Genomic DNA, 978 nt, shown 5'->3' with positions numbered 1-978 from the left:
CGTTTATGTAAAAGTTTGCGGCTTTGGTCGAGTCGATTTTGACCCTATTAAGCGCCTTCAAGAGATGGTGCTGATTAATCCTAATGCTTTGATGTTTGGAACAGATCTTCCCTCAACGCGCGCTTTGAGGCCATTTAGAAATGAAGATTTGAGTTTGATTAAAGGCATTTTTTCTTCCGATTCGTACCAGAATATTACCTGGCATAATGGTAGGCGGTTTTACCGCCTTGATACTGATTAACAATCAAAAGGTTTAGAAGTATGTCCCTGATACTAGGTATAGATCCCGGCTCACGAGTAACCGGCTACGGGCTTATTTCGAAGGATAGGGGGCGTTTATCTTATGTTGCAAGTGGTTGTATTCGTACCGGGGATGGAGCATTTTCCGACCGTCTGTTAGTTATATTTCAAGCCGNTGGACAGCTCATTCAGCAGTATCAACCGGATCAATTTGCAATCGAAGAGGTTTTTATGGCCAAGAACCCTTCTTCAGCGCTTAAGCTTGGTCAGGCACGTGGCGTAGCCATTGTTGCAGCCGCGAATTCAGGGCTCGAAGTTAACGAGTATTCGGCTAGAAAGGTCAAGCAAGCGGTTGTTGGTAAGGGGGGGGCAGATAAGTCTCAAGTCCAGTTAATGGTTATGCACCTGTTAAAGCTTGAAAGCTCACCTCAAGCAGACGCAGCAGATGCTTTGGCAATAGCAATTTGCCATGCGAATAGTGAGAAGCTGTTGCTGCAAGTTTCTGGTGTTAGTCAAAGTCGCGGTGGTCGTATGCGGTAGTTATTGACTGATTTGCTTAAGGCGACAAAATGGGAAATCAATAGTAAATAAGGTAGATAATTTAGATGATTGGTAAATTGCTAGGAATAGTCGAAGAGAAGGGTGCCCAGAGTGTTTTATTAAATGTGTCGGGCATATGTTATGAAGTCGAGGTACCAATTTCTACGTCTTTTTCTTTGCCTGAGGCGGGCGCTAGCG

General features: G+C 44.4%; 3 protein-coding genes. All 3 read left to right on the top strand.

Features of this window, described 5'->3' with window-relative positions; all coding sequences use genetic code 11:
• On the top strand, window positions 1-241 hold a 241-nt coding region (locus A3735_RS32155; protein WP_231882650.1), incomplete at its 5' end, for a hypothetical protein.
• Window positions 242-261: 20 nt separating this feature from the next.
• On the top strand, window positions 262-780 hold the full coding sequence (gene ruvC / locus A3735_RS25220; RefSeq protein WP_068638864.1) for a crossover junction endodeoxyribonuclease RuvC: 519 nt from the start codon (window positions 262-264) through the stop codon (window positions 778-780).
• A 65-nt stretch (window positions 781-845) separates the two neighbouring features.
• Window positions 846-978 (top strand): OB-fold domain-containing protein (locus tag A3735_RS32710; RefSeq protein WP_369820560.1); only part of this gene is annotated, 133 nt, incomplete at its 3' end.

It is taken from the genome of Oleiphilus sp. HI0061 (assembly GCF_001635675.1).
Note: the sequence above shows the minus strand (reverse complement) of the source record. Positions and strands in the feature narration are given on the sequence as shown.